The sequence below is a fragment of the Roseomonas sp. HF4 genome (assembly GCF_005222755.1).
Classification (GTDB): domain Bacteria; phylum Pseudomonadota; class Alphaproteobacteria; order Acetobacterales; family Acetobacteraceae; genus Neoroseomonas.
In genome coordinates this window covers 69,044-82,805 of sequence record NZ_STGD01000002.1, presented here as the reverse complement: position 1 = coordinate 82,805, position 13,762 = coordinate 69,044, and the positions used below count along the sequence as shown (strand labels likewise).

The window sequence follows — 13,762 nt, the reverse complement described above, 5'->3', positions numbered from 1 at the left end:
TGCGACGGGCGCTTTCGGCGGCCTGACGCGCCCGCGCACCCCTGCCATGCCCGCCCGCGGGCCGTGGGGGGCTTTCCCCGGCGGCCCGGCCGTTGCAGGAAGGGGGCAACTTCCTCACGGGAACGATACCAGGATGCGCGACTTCCACCTGCCCGGGCGCAGCCCGGCCTATGGCGTCAACGGCATGGCCGCCACCTCCATGCCCCAGGCGACGCTGGCTGCCCTCGACATCCTGCGCGCCGGGGGCAATGCGCTCGACGCGGCCATCGCCGCCTGCGCGGTGCAATGCGTGATCGAGCCGGAATCGACCGGCATCGGCGGCGACTGCTTCTGCCTTTACGTCCCGGCCGGATCGTCCAAAGTCATCGCGCTGAACGGCTCCGGCCGCGCGCCGGCGGCCGCGACGCCCGAGGCGCTGCGCGCCGCCGGCCTGACCGCCATGGTCAACACCTCCGCCCATTCGGTGACGGTGCCCGGCGCGATCAGCGCCTGGGACCTGCTGAACCGCACCCATGGGCGGCTCGGCCTCGATGCGATCCTGCAGCCGGCGATCCGCCATGCCGAGGAAGGCTTCGCCATCTCGCCCCGCGTACACAGCGACTGGGTGGGCTCGGTCGGCAAGCTTTCGAAGCACGAGGCCTCCGCCCGGCGCTTCCTGCGCGGGGCCGAGGCGCCGGCGCTGGGCTCCCGCTTCGTGCAGCCCGAACTCGCGCGCACGCTCCGCGCCATCGCCGCGCGCGGCAAGGCCGCCTTCTATGAGGGCGAGGTCGCGACCGACATCGTCGCGACGCTACGCGCCGTGGGTGGCCTGCACACCGAGGAAGACTTCGCCCGCGGCGCGGACGTGGCGGAATTCGTCGAGCCGATTTCCCTGAAGTGGCGCGGCATGGAGGTCTTCCAGTGCCCGCCCAATGGCGTGGGCATGCACGTGCTTCAGATCCTGGGCATCCTGGCGAAGTTCACGACGCCCGAGCAGGGGCCGCTGAGCGCCGAGCGCTTCCACCGCCACATCGAGGCCGCGCGCCTGGTCTACCGCGACCGCGATGCCTTCCTGGCCGACCCGTCCCAGGTGGACGTGCCGGTCGCGCGGCTTCTGGCGGACGAATATCTCGGGCGGCTCGCCGGCCTGATCCGCGACGAGGCCGCCATGGCCGAGCTGCCGCCCGCCGGCGAGAGCGACCTCGCGAAGCACAAGGACACCGTCTACCTCTGCGTGGTGGACAGGGACGGCAACGCCTGTTCTTTCATCAATTCCCTGTTCGAGGGCTTCGGCACCGGCATCCTGGCGGAGAAGTCGGGCGTCATGCTGCAGAACCGGGGCTTCGGCTTCCGCCTGCAGGAAGGCCACCCGAACTGCATCGCGCCCAACAAGCGCCCGCTGCACACCATCATCCCCGGCATGGTGATGAAGGACGGCCAGGCGGTCATGCCGTTCGGCGTGATGGGCGGGCGCTTCCAGCCGATGGGCCAGTCGCTGTTCCTGACCAACCACTTCGAGTTCGGCATGGACGTCCAACAGGCGATCGACCACCCGCGCCTGATGCCGCAGGACGGCAAGGTGCAGATCGAGCGCGGCATCCCCGGCAGCGTGGTGGACCGGCTGAACCGGCTCGGCCATGCCTGCGAGCTCATCGACAAGCCGCATGGCGGCGGCCAGGCGATCCTGATCGACCGGGAGAAGGGCTGCCTCGTCGGCGGGTCCGACCCGCGCAAGGATGGCTGCGCGATGGGCTACTGATGCGCCCGCGGTGCTCGGCCCACGCGCCGGGCACCGCGCCGCGTGACGGGGGACGGGCCATGCCGCTCAGCGCCATCCTCGCCGACATCACGACCCTCGACGTCGATGCCGTCGTCAATGCCGCGAATGAAGGGCTCGCGATGGGCGGCGGCGTCTGCGGCGCCATCTTCCGCGCGGCCGGGCCGGACCTGCTGCGCCAGGCCTGCGCGCCGCTGGCGCCGTGCCCGACCGGCGAGGCGCGCATCACGCCCGGCTTCGCGCTGAAGGCGCGCCACGTCATCCACGCCGTCGGTCCTGTCTGGCAGGGCGGCGGGGCAGGGGAGGCGGCACTACTCGCCGCCTGCTACCGCAACAGCCTGCGCCTGCTGCGGGACGCCGGCGGCACCTCGATCGCCTTCCCCGCCATCTCCACGGGGATCTTCGGCTACCCGTTGGCGGCCGCGACCCGGATTGCCGTCGCGACGACGCGGGAGGAGATTGCCGCCCACAGCGACCTCGACATCATCTTCGCGTGCTTCGACCAGCACACGCTCGACACCTACCGGAAGGAACTCGGTCCATGACGGAACCCTGCGACCTCAGCGCGCTCGAGGCGCGGCGCCTGATCGGCCGCCGCGCGCTCTCCCCGGTGGAACTTCTGGAGTCCTGCCTGAAGCGGATCGGCCAGGTGAACCACGCCGTCAACGCGATGGTCGCGATCGACGAACCCGCCGCGCGCGCCCGCGCGAAGGCGGCCGAGGCGGCGGTGATGCAGGGCGACCCGCTCGGCGTGCTGCACGGCCTGCCGGTCGGCATCAAGGACCTCGAGGAGACCCGGGGCCTCGTCACCACCTATGGCAGCCCGATCTTCAAGGACTTCGTGCCCGAGGCCGATTGCGGGATGGTGGCGAACCTCCGCCGCGCCGGCGCGGTGGTGGTGGGCAAGACCAACACGCCGGAATTCGGCGCCGGCGCCAATACCCGCAACGCCGTCTATGGCGTGACGGGCAATCCCTTCGATCCCGCGAAGTCCGCGGCCGGGTCCTCGGGCGGTTCGGGCGTGGCGTTGGCGTGCGGCATGGTGCCGATCTGCTCGGGATCCGACACCGGCGGCTCGCTGCGCAACCCCGCGGCCTTCAACGGCATCGTGGGCTACCGGCCGTCGCCGGGGCTGGTGCCGTCCGAGAAACGCGGCCATGGCTGGTCGCCGCTGCCGGTGCTGGGGCCGATGGCGCGCAACGTGGCTGATGCGGCACTGATGCTGTCGGCCATGGCGTCCGACGATGCGATGGACCCGCTGGCCTACACCCTGCAGCACGAGGCGGTGCGCGGCGTCCCCGGCCGCTTCCACCCGCTGCCGCCGGTCGACCTCGCTTCGCTTCGCCTCGCCGTCAGCGCCGATTTCGGCCAGGCGCCGGTCGAGAAGCACATCCGCGAGGTCTTCGCCGGCCGTGCGCGCGCGGTCGCGAAGCTGTTCGGATCGACCGAGGAGGCGGCGCCCGACTGCCGCGGCGGCGACGAGGCCTTCGAGGTGCTGCGCGCCCAGGCCTTCCTGTCCGCCCACGCCGAGAAGGTGCGCACCCGCTCGCAGGATGTCGGCCCCAACGTCCGCGCCAATGTCGAGGAAGGGCTGCGCTACACGCTGGAGGACGGGGCGAAGGCGGCCGCTGCGCAGACGCGCATGTACCGCGCCTGGCAGCATTTCTTCGCGCGCCACGACATCCTGATCACGCCGGCGATCACCATCTCCCCCCGGTCGTGGACGGAGCTCTACCCGGCCGAGATCGACGGCCAGCCGACGCGGACCTACTTCCACTGGCTGGCGCTCGCCTACTACGTGACGCTCTGCGGCCACCCGGCCATCTCACTGCCGATGGGCCTCGACCGGGAAGGCATGCCCTTCGGCCTGCAGATCGTGGGGCCCCGTGGCGGCGATGCGCTGGTGCTGCGCGTCGCGGCCACGATCGAGGAGGCCTTCGCGCACGACCCGGTGTTCCGTCGCCCTGCGCCCGACCTGGCCGCGCTGGCGGCTGCGGCGCCGATCACGGGGATGCCGGGCGCGATCGGCTGGGACTGACCGCGCCTACCACCGGTCGTAGTAGGGCCGCGGCCGCCCGTAGATCGGCTGCGGCGGCCCGGCATGGGCGTAGCCCGGGCGCGGTGCGTAGTAGCCGCGCGGACGCCCGTAATAGGCCGGGCGCGGTTCGTAGTATTGGTAGTGCCGGCGCGGCGGCTGCGAGGCGGCGGCGATGCCGAGCCCCGCGGCCGCGCCGATGCCCGCGCCGAGCAGCGCCGTCCGCCCCGGGTCGAGGTTGCCGTACGGGTCGTAGCAACCCGCGGTGAGCAGCATGGCCCCGAGGGCCAGGATCGGCAGTTTCCGCGTGGTCGGCATGGTCGTGGTCCTCCGGCGTCGTGGAGGCATCAGACGCCCCGACTGCGGAGGTGCCAGGGCCGAAACATGGCGGAACGATGGGGCTTTGTATCAGCCCCGCGCGCCGGAGAAGGCGTTGAAGGTCTGCAGCGTGTAGGTGTCCTTCACGCCCGTCACGGTCTGCACCTTCTCGACCACGAACAAACCGATGTCGCGGTCGGCCTCCAGGTAGAACTTGCCCAGCAGGTCATACTGGCCGGAGATGGAATGCATCTCCGAGAGTTCCTCGATCCCGTCGGCCATCTCGCGGGCCACGCGGTAGGCTTGGCCCATCTCGCACTTGATCATCACGAATATCGCGCGCATCGGAACATCCTGTTGCAGCCCGGGGGTCGCGTCGTTCACCGGACACGCTGCCCGCGGCGCAACAGCAGCATGCGGCCCCGTCCTGGGATAGTCCCTTCGGCGGCCATTCTGCTGACCGGCCGCCGCGCGGGCCTTTGCGGATCACCGCGACGGCATTCATCGCGAGCGGAATTGGCTCGCCTCGCAGGTATCCATGATGAAGAACCGCCCGGGTGGCGGCTCGAAGGGCAGATGAAAGGCCCCTCCGGGCGCGTCCTTGGAAGCCGCGCGCCGCCGGCAGGGACGGGTCGCGCCAAGCCTCGACAGTGAGCCCATCGATCGCGTTCTCGGTGAGGAGGTGCGTGAGGCGCGGTCCGCTGACCGGTGTGCGGTGCGTGGGATCGGCCGCGAAATAATGCAGGCCGAATGGTGAGGATCCGTTCGGGAACCGAAACACCATGGCACCGCCAGGGCGAAGTGCGTCGGCGCCCCTGCGGAGGACTGCCACGATGTCCGCGTCGGTCAGGTGTTCCAACACGTCGAACCCGAGGATCAGGTCCACGGACCCCTGCAGCGACGTCCAGTCGAAGGTTTTCGGGAGAGTCGAAGGTTTCCGGGAGATGGGTGTCGAACCCTTTCGCCCGCCCGGCCGTCACCAGCGCCTCCTGCACCTCGATCCCGCTTGCCACGGCCCCCGTTTCGCGCAGCCATGCCAGGCAATGGCCAGCCCCGAAGCCGAGTTCGACGACGCGGGCGCCACGAATGCGGAACCCGCTTAACTCGGCCCGGTAGTAATCCTCGTCCCGAAGCGTGAAGAGCTCGGATTCATGCTATCCCTTGAGGGACTGGTATCGGTCGTAGCCGGCGGTTCCCTTCTGCATCCTGCGGCGCTCCGAGCCCAGCGAAGTGTGTTCCGCCTGGTGCGCGACGGCGAATGCTCGACCGGCAAAGTTTTCGGCCGAGACGCAGTCACAGGCCGGGTTGTGCTTGTGCCCGCGAGAAGAGCAGCCAGCCCGGAATTTGAGCGCCGGGCCCACCAATGGCAGAGTCGTGGCGGCACGGAGCATCGGCACGATGGTTGCATCGCCCGACGACATGATCGCACTCACCCAGACGCCCGACCGCGGCGGCCCGGCGCAACCGCTGCTCGAGGTCACCGGCCTCGTGAAGCACTTTCCCATCCGCGGCGGGCTGCTCGGCCGCAAGGTCGCGACGGTGCGCGCCGTGGACGGGATCAGTCTCGCGATCCGCAAGGGGGAGACGCTCGGCATCGTCGGCGAATCGGGCTGCGGCAAGTCCACCACCGCGCGCCTGCTGATGCGCCTGCTCGACCCCGATGCGGGCGAGATGGTCTTCGACGGCGAGCGCGTCGGCGGCAACGACCAGGCGGGCGGCCTGCCGCTGCGCGACTATCGCCGGCAGGTCCAGATGGTGTTCCAGGACAGCTACGCCTCCCTGAACCCGCGCCTGACCATCGAGGAAACCATCGCCTTCGCGCCCCAGGTACATGGCGTGGGCGCGCGCGAGGCACGGACGCGGGCGCACGACCTGCTCGCCGCCGTGGGCCTGGCACCCGCGCAGTTCGCGCGGCGCTACCCGCACGAGATCTCGGGCGGCCAGCGCCAGCGCATCAACATCGCGCGCGCGCTGGCGCTGCAGCCGCGCCTGGTCATCCTGGACGAGCCGGTCTCGGCGCTCGACAAATCCGTGGAGGCGCAGGTGCTGAACCTGCTGGTCGACCTCAAGGACAAGTTCGGCCTGACCTACGCCTTCATCAGCCACGACCTGAACGTGGTGCAGTACATCAGCGACCGCGTGCTGGTGATGTATCTCGGCAAGGTGGCCGAGCAGGGCCCGGTCGAGGAAATCTACGACCGTCCCGCCCACCCCTATACCCGCGCGCTGCTGGCGTCCCGCCCCTCGATGGACCCCGCCAACCGGCGCACCGAGCCGCCGCTGACCGGCGACCCGCCCAACCCGGTGAACCCCCCCTCGGGCTGCCGCTTCCGCACCCGGTGCGTGATGGCCGAGGATGTCTGCGCGGCGCGCGAGCCCGCCGCAGCCCGGCTGGTGCCCGGCCACGACGCCGCCTGCCACGCCGTGACGCCCGGATCCGGGCACTCCGCCGCCCCGGGGGTTGCCGCATGAGTGCCGCCATGAAACCCGCCGCCCCCGCGCCCCTGGTCCGCGCGCGCGACCTCACGGTCCGCTTCGTCAACCGCGACACGACCGTCCATGCGGTGAACGGCGTCGACCTCGATGTCGCGGAAGGGGAGGTGCTCTGCCTGCTCGGCGAATCGGGGTCGGGCAAGTCGGTCACGCTGCGCGCCCTGATGAAGCTGCTGCCGCGGCAGGCGCGCGTCGGCGGCTCGATCGAGGTCGCCGGGCGCGACGTGCAGGCGATGAACGAGCGCGAGCTGGCCGATTTCCGCGGCGGCGACGTCGCCATGATCTTCCAGGAACCGATGACGGCGCTCGACCCCGTCTTCACCATCGGCCGGCAGATCGCCGAGGCGGTGCAGCGGCACGAGGGCGCGTCCCGCAGCGCGGCCGACGCGCGGGCGCTGGAACTGCTGGAGCTGGTGCAGATCCCCTCGGCGAAGCGACGGCTCGCGGCCTACCCGCACGAATTGTCGGGGGGGCTCCGGCAGCGCGCCATGATCGCGGTCGCGCTGGCCTGCCGGCCCAAGCTGCTGCTGGCGGACGAGCCGACCACCGCGCTCGACGCCACGGTCCAGATCCAGGTGCTGCTGCTGCTGCGCGAATTGCAGGAAAAGCTCGGCATGGGGGTCATCTTCGTCACCCACGACCTCGGCGTGGCGGGGGAGATCGCCGACCGCGTCGCGGTCATGTACGCCGGGCGCGTGGTGGAGGAAGCGCCGATCGGCCCCTTCATGGCCGGCCCGCTGCACCCCTACGCGCAGGGCCTGCTGGGGGCCACCGTGCATCCCGGGATGCGTGGCAAGCGCCTGACAACCATTCCCGGCGCGCCGCCGAGCCTCGAGACGGAGCCCACCACCTGCGCCTTCTCGCCGCGCTGCGAATGGGCCGAGGCCGCGTGCCTCGCGGGGGTGCCCGAGGCCAGGCCCGCCGGACCGGGCCGGACGGCCCGCTGCATCCGGGTTCCCGCCGCCTGAGGGGGCGCAACAAGTCGCAACTTGCCGGGACTTGCGTCTGCCCTCACATATTGGTGGTCAAGAGGCTTCCGCCCAATGCGCATGATGACCCAGGTTGCGGTGCTGGCTTTGCTCGGCGGCGGCGCCGTCGGCTGGCACATGTATGGGGAACAGATTGGCCTGCCGCCGCCCCTCAGGCTCCTGGGGCTCGAGGCCGCGGACCAGCAGGCGGGGCGCCGCGGCGCCGCGGGCGGGCCCGTCGGCGTGGTGGTGCAGCCGGTCCGGACAGCGACGGTGGTCGACCGGGTCGAGAGCGTCGGCACTGTCCGCGCCCGCGAAGCGGTGATCATCACCAGCAAGGTCGCCGGCATGGTCGAGACGATCCGCTTCGCCGAGGGCCAGCGGGTCGAGGCCGGCGAGGACCTGGTGCAGCTCGATGCCGCGGCGCTGCGGGCGGAGCTCGACCAGGCGCGGGCGCTGCTGGACGACGCGCGCAACCAGCTCTCCCGCGCCCGGCAGCTGCAGGCGGGCCAGACCATCGCGGCGCAGCGGCTCGAGACGCTGGAGGCCCTGGCGCGCCAGGCCGAGGGCCGCGTGCGCCAGGCGAGCGCGCGGCTCGAGGAACTGCGCGTGATCGCGCCCTTCTCCGGCCGGGTCGGCCTTCGCCAGGTGAGCCCCGGCGCACTGATCCAGCCCGGGACGACCATCACGACGCTGGACGACACGTCGCGCGTCCGGGTCGAGTTCTCGGTGCCCGAGGTGCATCTCGCGCGCATCCGGGTCGGCAGCGGCGTGACCGCGCGCAGCGCCGCCTATGGCGAGCGGCGCTTCCGGGGCGAGGTCGCGGTGGTGGACACCCGGATCGACCCCGCGACCCGCTCGATCCGCGTCATCTCCGAATTCGACAATTCCGACGAGGCGCTGCGCCCCGGCCTGTTCCTGACCGTGGAACTGGTGCTCGAGGAACGGCCGAACGCGCTGCTGGTGGCCGAGGAGGCGATCGACCCCGTGGGCGACCGCGCCTTCGTCTACGTGGTGCGCGACGGGCGCGCGCGACGCCAGGAGGTGCGGCTCGGCCTGCGCCTGCCGGGCGAGGTCGAGATCCGCGAGGGCCTCGCGGCCGGTGAGCCCGTGATCGTGCGCGGCATCCAGCGGCTACGCAACGACGCACCCGTGCGCGTGGTCGAGACCCGCGCCCGGCCGACCAGCTGACAAGGGCGCGGCGCCGATGGTCCTTTCCGACATCTCGATCAAGCGGCCGGTCTTCGCGACGGTCATTTCGCTCATGCTGACCGTGCTCGGGCTGTTCGCCCTGCAGCGGATGCCGATCCGGGAATATCCCAAAATCGACCCGCCGGTCATCCAGATCACGACCACCTACCGCGGCGCCTCGGCGCCTGTGGTGGACAGCCAGATCACCGAGATCCTCGAGGCCGCCGTCGCCGGGATCGAGGGCGTGAAGGTCATGTCCTCCCAGTCGCGCGACGAACGGAGCCAGGTGACGCTGGAGTTCCTGCTCTCGCGCGACGTGGATTCGGCCGCCAACGACGTGCGCGACCGCGTGGCCCGCGCGCTGGCCCGCCTGCCGGAACAGGCGGACACGCCCATCGTCGCCAAGGTGGATGGCGACAGCCGACCGATCCTCTGGATCGCGCTGTCGTCGGACACGCTCTCGCCGCTCGACCTGACGGACATCGCGCGGCGGCGGATCGTGGATCGCCTGGCGATCGTCGAAGGCGTCGCGCAGATCATCATCTCGGGCGAGCGGCGCTTCGCCATGCGCGTGTGGCTCGACCGCCAGGCGCTGGCGGCTCGCAACCTGACCGTCCAGGACATCGAGGAGGCGATCCGGCGGGAGAACGTGGAACTGCCCGGTGGCCGGATCGAGAGCACAGCCAGGGAACTGACTGTCCGAACCGATTCCCGCATGTCCCGGCCCGAGCAGTTCCGCGAACTGGTCATCGCGCGCGGCGCCGGCGGGGCGCAGGTGCTGCTGGGCGAGGTCGCGCGCGTAGAGGTCGCCGCCGAGGACACCCGCGGCGCCTACCGGATCAACGGCCTGCCCGCCATCGGCCTCGGCATCCTGCGCCAGTCCACGGCCAACACGCTCTCGGTCGCCGACGGCGTGAAGGCCGAGATGGCGCGCATCGGCGCCAGCCTGCCCGAGGGCATCACCGTCCAGGTCGGCTACGACGAGAGCCTGTTCATCGCGCAGTCCATCTACGAGGTGGAGCACGCGCTGATGATCGCGCTGGCGCTGGTGGTCGGCGTCATCTTCATCTTCCTCCGCAGCGTGCGCGCGACGATCATCCCGGCCGTCGCGATCCCGGTCTCCATCATCGCCTCGTTCATGGCGACGGCCGCGCTCGGCTTCTCGGTCAATGTGCTGACGCTGCTCGGCCTGGTGCTCGCGATCGGGCTCGTGGTCGACGACGCGATCGTGGTGCTCGAGAACATCCACCGCCGGATCGAGGAGGGGGAGGAGCCGCTGCTCGCCTCGCTCCGCGGCGCGCGCGAGATCGCCTTCGCGGTCATCGCGACGACGCTCGTGCTCGTCGCCGTCTTCGTGCCGCTGTCCTTCATGGGGGGCAACACGGGGCGGCTCTTCGTCGAGTTCGGCCTGGCGCTGGCGGCCTCGGTTGTCTTCTCGGGCTTCGTCGCGCTGACGCTGACGCCCATGATGTGCTCGAAGCTGCTGAAGTCGCACGAGGGCGAAAGCTGGCTGATCCGCACGACGGAGCCGGTCTTCCTCGGCATGAACGCGGCGTTGCGCTGGTCGCTCGACCGGGCGCTCCGTGCGCCGCTGCTGGTGATGGGCGGCGTCGTCGCAATCTCGGGCTTCGCGGCGGTGCTCTATTCGGTGCTGCCCAAGGAATTCGCGCCGACCGAGGATCGCGGCGTCGTCATCATCCCGACGACGGGACCGGAAGGCGCGTCCTTCGGCTACACGCTCGAGCATGTCTACCAGATCGAGCGCCTGCTGCAGCGCTACGTCGACAGCGGGGAGGCGGTCGCGGTCTTCGCGACGGTGGGCGGCTTCCAGCGGCCGGCGGTCGGCAACGTCGCCAATATCTTCGTCCGCCTGGCCCCCTGGGCCGACCGGGAGCGCAAGCAGCAGCAGATCGCCGCCGAGATCTTCCCGACCATCGCGGCCATCCCGGGTGTGCGCGGCTTCGCGCTCAACCCGGCTTCGCTGGGCCAGCGCGGCTTCCAGCCGCCGGTGCAGTTCGTGATCGGCGGGCCGGACTACGACACCCTGATCCAGTGGCGCGACCTGTTCCTGGAACGCGCCCGGCAGAACCCGCGGCTCGTGAACCTCGACCACAACTTCAAGGAAACCAAGCCCGAGATCCGCGTCGAGATCGACCGCCGGCGCGCGGCCGACCTCGGCATCTCGATCGCGGCCGTCGGCCGCACCATCGAGACCATGCTCGGCTCGCGCGAGGTCACGACCTACGTCGTGGGCGGGCAGGAATACAAGGTGCTGCTGCAGGCGCCGGAGGAAGCGCGGCTGTCGCCCTACGACCTGCAGAACGTCTTCGTGCGGTCGTCCTCGGGCGGGCTGGTGCCGTTGTCCAACGTCGTGACCCTCTCGGAACGCGCCCGCGCCCAGACCCTGGCGCGCGAGGACCGGGTGCGCGCCATCACCATCACCGCCTCCCTGGCCCCCGGCTATTCGCTGGCCGAGGCGCTCGACTTCATGGACGCGACCGCGCGCGCCGCGCTGCCGCAGGAGGCCCGCATCTCCTACCGCGGCCAGTCGCTCGAATTCCGTGAATCCTCGAGCGCCCTCTACGTCACCTTCGCCATGGCGCTGCTGGTCGTCTTCCTCGTGCTCGCCGCGCAGTTCGAGAGCTTCGTCCACCCCTTTGTGATCCTGCTCTCGACGCCGCTCGCCATCACCGGCGGGCTGTTCGGCCTCTGGTGGACGGGGCAGTCGCTCAACGTCTTCAGCCAGATCGGCATGATCCTGCTGATCGGCCTGATGGCGAAGAACGGCATCCTGGTGGTGGAATTCGCCAACCAGTTGCGCGACCGGGGCATGAGCGTGCGCGATGCCGTGCTCGAAGCCTCCGTGGTGCGCCTGCGGCCGATCCTGATGACCTCGATCGCGACCGTCCTCGGCGCGCTTCCTCTCGCCATGGCGACCGGGGCGGGGGCGGAAAGCCGCTCGGCGCTCGGCATCGTCATCGCCTGGGGCATCACCTTCTCGACCTTCGTGACGCTCTATGCGGTCCCCGCGCTCTACCTGCTGCTGGCCCCCTACACGAAACCGATCGGGGCCATCGCCGCACGGCTGGCGGACCTCGAATCACGGCGTCCGGTCCGGCACGATACGCAGCCGGCGGAGTGACGCGGCGCGCGGGAGAGGTTAGCCTCCCGCGCATCTGAACCGGGCGATTGGGAAGGAAGGCCGGATGACCGAGCGACGTGGCGCCACGACCGGGCGCACGGGTGGCAAGCTGCTGGCGGATGCGCTGGTGGCCCAGGGCGTGACGCACGCCTTCTGCGTGCCGGGCGAATCCTACCTCGACCTGCTGGATGGCCTCTATTCGGTGCGCAACCGGCTGCAACTGGTCACCTGCCGCTTCGAGGCCGGGGCCGTCCACATGGCCGAGGCCTACGGCAAGCTGACCGGCCGGGCGGGCGTCGCGATCGTCACGCGCGGCCCCGGCGCCTGCCATGCCGCGATCGGCGTGCATGTCGCCTTCCAGGATTCGACGCCGCTGGTGCTCCTGGTCGGCCAGATCCCGGTCGAGGAAACCGACCGCGAGACCTTCCAGGAGGTCGACTACCGCCAGATGTTCGGCCCGCTGGCCAAGTGGGTCACGCAGATCGACGACGAACGCCGCATCCCCGAACTCATGGCGCATGCATTCGATGTCGCGACCTCCGGCCGCCCCGGCCCCGTGGTCGTCGCGATCAGCGAGGAGATGCAGAAGCGCCTGGCCAACGTGGCCGACATCGGCCCGGCCGAGGTGCTGCCGCCCCACCCGGCGCCCGAGGCGCTGCCGCGGCTGATGGAGATGCTGGGACGCGCAAAGAAGCCGCTGGCCATCCTGGGCGGCTCCCGCTGGTCGGATCAGGGCAAGGCGGACATCCGCGACTGGCTGCTGGCCAACGACCTGCCGGTCTCGGTCGCCTTCCGGCGCATGGGGCTTTTCGACGGCACCTCGCCCAACTACGTGGGCGACCTTGGCGTCGGCGCCGACGGCGCGCTGGTGGCGAAGGCGAAGGACGCGGACCTGATCCTCGCGATCGGCACCCGGATCGGCGAGCCGGTGAGCCAGGGCTACACGCTGCTCGACATGGCGGGTGCCACGCCCATCATCCATGTCTACCCGGACCAGGCGGAGATCGGGCGCGTCTATCGCCCGGCGCTCGGCATCGTCGCGGAGGTCAACGCCTTCGCCGCCGCGGCGAAGGCTGCGGGCGCGGTGAAGAAGCCGGCCTGGGGCGCCTGGACGAAGGACCTCCGCGCCGCCCGCGTCGCGCAGGCCGTGCCGCCCGACTACGAGGGGCCGCTCAACCTCGCCAGCGCGCTGCAGGCGCTGGAGAAGGAACTGCCGGCAGACACCATCTTCACGACGGATGCCGGCAACTTCGCCACCTGGCCCAACCGCTTCATGCATTTCGGCGAGAAGCAGGACTTCCTCGGCCCGACCAACGGCGCCATGGGCTATGCCGTGCCGGCCGCGATCGGCGCCAAGATCACGGCGCCCGGGCGCGCGGTGATCGGCTTCGTGGGCGATGGCGGCTTCCTGATGACGGGCCAGGAGATCGCGACCGCCTTCCACCATGCGGTCAACCCCGTGATCCTGGTCTTCAACAACCAGATGTACGGCACGATCCGCATGTACCAGGAACGGACCTACCCGGCCCGCGTTTCAGGCACCGCGCTGACCAACCCCGACTTCGCCAAGTTCATCGAGGCCTTCGGCGGCCATGGCGAGATCGTGGAGCGCACGGAGGAACTCGTGCCCGCGGTCAAGCGCGCGCTGGCCTCCGGCAAGCCGGCGGTGGTCGAGATCCGCACCAACCCCGAGCAGGTGACGAACCGCGCGACCATCTCGGACCTGCGGGCGCAGGCGGCGAAGGCGGCGGCCTCGGTCGCCAAGCCCGCGACCGCCAAGACGGCGCGCACGCCCGCGCCGCGCCGCACCGGCCCGCGCACGCGGTAACGTGGGCGCCCCGCGTCCCGGCGGTGCTTCC

At 71.0% G+C, this 13,762-nt stretch carries 10 protein-coding genes; 8 read left to right on the top strand and 2 right to left on the bottom strand.

Going from position 1 to position 13,762, the window contains the following annotated elements:
* The first annotated feature begins 133 nt into the window (after positions 1-133).
* From ggt to E8M80_RS03345, 3 genes are read left to right on the top strand one after another with little or no spacing between them, the layout of a single operon-like run.
* Positions 134-1,738: a gamma-glutamyltransferase gene (gene ggt / locus E8M80_RS03355; protein WP_137124249.1), complete on the top strand. Its 1,605-nt coding sequence runs from the start codon at positions 134-136 to the stop codon at positions 1,736-1,738.
* A gap of 59 nt (positions 1,739-1,797) precedes the next feature.
* Positions 1,798-2,301, top strand: a complete 504-nt coding sequence (locus E8M80_RS03350; RefSeq protein ID WP_137124248.1) for a macro domain-containing protein — start codon at positions 1,798-1,800, stop codon at positions 2,299-2,301.
* Complete coding sequence (locus E8M80_RS03345; protein ID WP_137124247.1) at positions 2,298-3,794, top strand: amidase; 1,497 nt, start codon at positions 2,298-2,300, stop codon at positions 3,792-3,794. The genes E8M80_RS03350 and E8M80_RS03345 overlap by 4 nt, the downstream gene beginning before the upstream one ends.
* Before the next feature lie 6 nt (positions 3,795-3,800).
* On the opposite strand, the gene E8M80_RS03340 is transcribed toward E8M80_RS03345, so the two are convergent.
* Together E8M80_RS03340 and E8M80_RS03335 are read right to left on the bottom strand one after the other, a co-directional pair.
* Positions 3,801-4,109: a hypothetical protein gene (locus E8M80_RS03340; RefSeq protein ID WP_137124246.1), complete on the bottom strand. Its 309-nt coding sequence runs from the start codon at positions 4,107-4,109 to the stop codon at positions 3,801-3,803.
* 90 nt (positions 4,110-4,199) lie between these two features.
* The gene (locus E8M80_RS03335; protein WP_137124245.1) at positions 4,200-4,454 is read right to left on the bottom strand and encodes an Lrp/AsnC ligand binding domain-containing protein; all 255 of its coding nucleotides are present in this window, start codon (positions 4,452-4,454) and stop codon (positions 4,200-4,202) included.
* A 1,053-nt stretch (positions 4,455-5,507) separates the two neighbouring features.
* On the opposite strand from E8M80_RS03335, the gene E8M80_RS03325 reads away from it, so the two are divergent.
* From E8M80_RS03325 to E8M80_RS03305, 5 genes are all read left to right on the top strand, one after another.
* Entirely contained in the window at positions 5,508-6,581 is a 1,074-nt protein-coding gene (locus E8M80_RS03325) for an ABC transporter ATP-binding protein (protein WP_240789870.1), read from the top strand.
* Between the two features lie 8 nt (positions 6,582-6,589).
* A complete protein-coding gene (locus E8M80_RS03320) occupies positions 6,590-7,570 on the top strand; it encodes an ABC transporter ATP-binding protein (RefSeq protein WP_137124243.1) in 981 nt (326 codons plus the stop codon).
* A gap of 75 nt (positions 7,571-7,645) precedes the next feature.
* Complete coding sequence (locus E8M80_RS03315; protein ID WP_137124242.1) at positions 7,646-8,761, top strand: efflux RND transporter periplasmic adaptor subunit; 1,116 nt, start codon at positions 7,646-7,648, stop codon at positions 8,759-8,761.
* A 16-nt stretch (positions 8,762-8,777) separates the two neighbouring features.
* Complete coding sequence (locus E8M80_RS03310; protein WP_137124241.1) at positions 8,778-11,903, top strand: efflux RND transporter permease subunit; 3,126 nt, start codon at positions 8,778-8,780, stop codon at positions 11,901-11,903.
* A 64-nt stretch (positions 11,904-11,967) separates the two neighbouring features.
* Complete coding sequence (locus tag E8M80_RS03305) at positions 11,968-13,731, top strand: thiamine pyrophosphate-dependent enzyme (RefSeq protein ID WP_137124240.1); 1,764 nt, start codon at positions 11,968-11,970, stop codon at positions 13,729-13,731.
* Positions 13,732-13,762: the final 31 nt, after the last annotated feature.

Coding starts and splice junctions, on each gene's coding strand:
- E8M80_RS03345 (WP_137124247.1), top strand. CDS start 2,298: ATGACGGAACCCTGCGACCTCAGCGCGCTCGAGGCGCGGCGCCTGATC.
- E8M80_RS03320 (WP_137124243.1), top strand. CDS start 6,590: ATGAAACCCGCCGCCCCCGCGCCCCTGGTCCGCGCGCGCGACCTCACG.
- E8M80_RS03340 (WP_137124246.1), bottom strand. CDS start 4,109: ATGCCGACCACGCGGAAACTGCCGATCCTGGCCCTCGGGGCCATGCTG.
- E8M80_RS03350 (WP_137124248.1), top strand. CDS start 1,798: ATGCCGCTCAGCGCCATCCTCGCCGACATCACGACCCTCGACGTCGAT.
- E8M80_RS03315 (WP_137124242.1), top strand. CDS start 7,646: ATGCGCATGATGACCCAGGTTGCGGTGCTGGCTTTGCTCGGCGGCGGC.
- E8M80_RS03325 (WP_240789870.1), top strand. CDS start 5,508: ATGGTTGCATCGCCCGACGACATGATCGCACTCACCCAGACGCCCGAC.
- E8M80_RS03335 (WP_137124245.1), bottom strand. CDS start 4,454: ATGCGCGCGATATTCGTGATGATCAAGTGCGAGATGGGCCAAGCCTAC.
- E8M80_RS03310 (WP_137124241.1), top strand. CDS start 8,778: ATGGTCCTTTCCGACATCTCGATCAAGCGGCCGGTCTTCGCGACGGTC.
- E8M80_RS03305 (WP_137124240.1), top strand. CDS start 11,968: ATGACCGAGCGACGTGGCGCCACGACCGGGCGCACGGGTGGCAAGCTG.
- ggt (WP_137124249.1), top strand. CDS start 134: ATGCGCGACTTCCACCTGCCCGGGCGCAGCCCGGCCTATGGCGTCAAC.